We start from the raw sequence: 320 nt of genomic DNA on the forward strand, positions 1-320 counted from the left end.
AAAAGTTATTTATGCACCGGTAGCCACGACCATGCAAGTCAACATTTCACCATTAACGCCACGCCTATTGTGATTGGCGAGAAATGCTGGCTGGCAACCGATGTCTTTGTTGCCCCAGGCGTCACAATCGGCGACGGCACCGTCGTGGGTGCACGAAGCAGTGTTTTTAAATCGCTTCCGGCAAATGTGGTTTGCCGGGGGAATCCCGCAGTGGTGATACGCGAACGCGTTGAAACTGAATAAATTCAAAAATACAGAGGAATAATACATGTCAAAAGTCGCTCTCATCACCGGTGTAACCGGACAAGACGGTTCTTACC

Annotated in this window: 1 pseudogene; it reads left to right on the forward strand. The window is 49.4% G+C overall.

What is annotated here, in order from left to right:
* Positions 1-243: pseudogene (gene wcaF / locus OO25_RS22090) on the forward strand (colanic acid biosynthesis acetyltransferase WcaF); the annotation flags it as partial.
* Positions 244-320 lie beyond the last annotated feature (77 nt).

Source organism: Phaeobacter sp. S60 (genome assembly GCF_000826845.1).
Lineage (GTDB): Bacteria > Pseudomonadota > Alphaproteobacteria > Rhodobacterales > Rhodobacteraceae > Phaeobacter > Phaeobacter piscinae.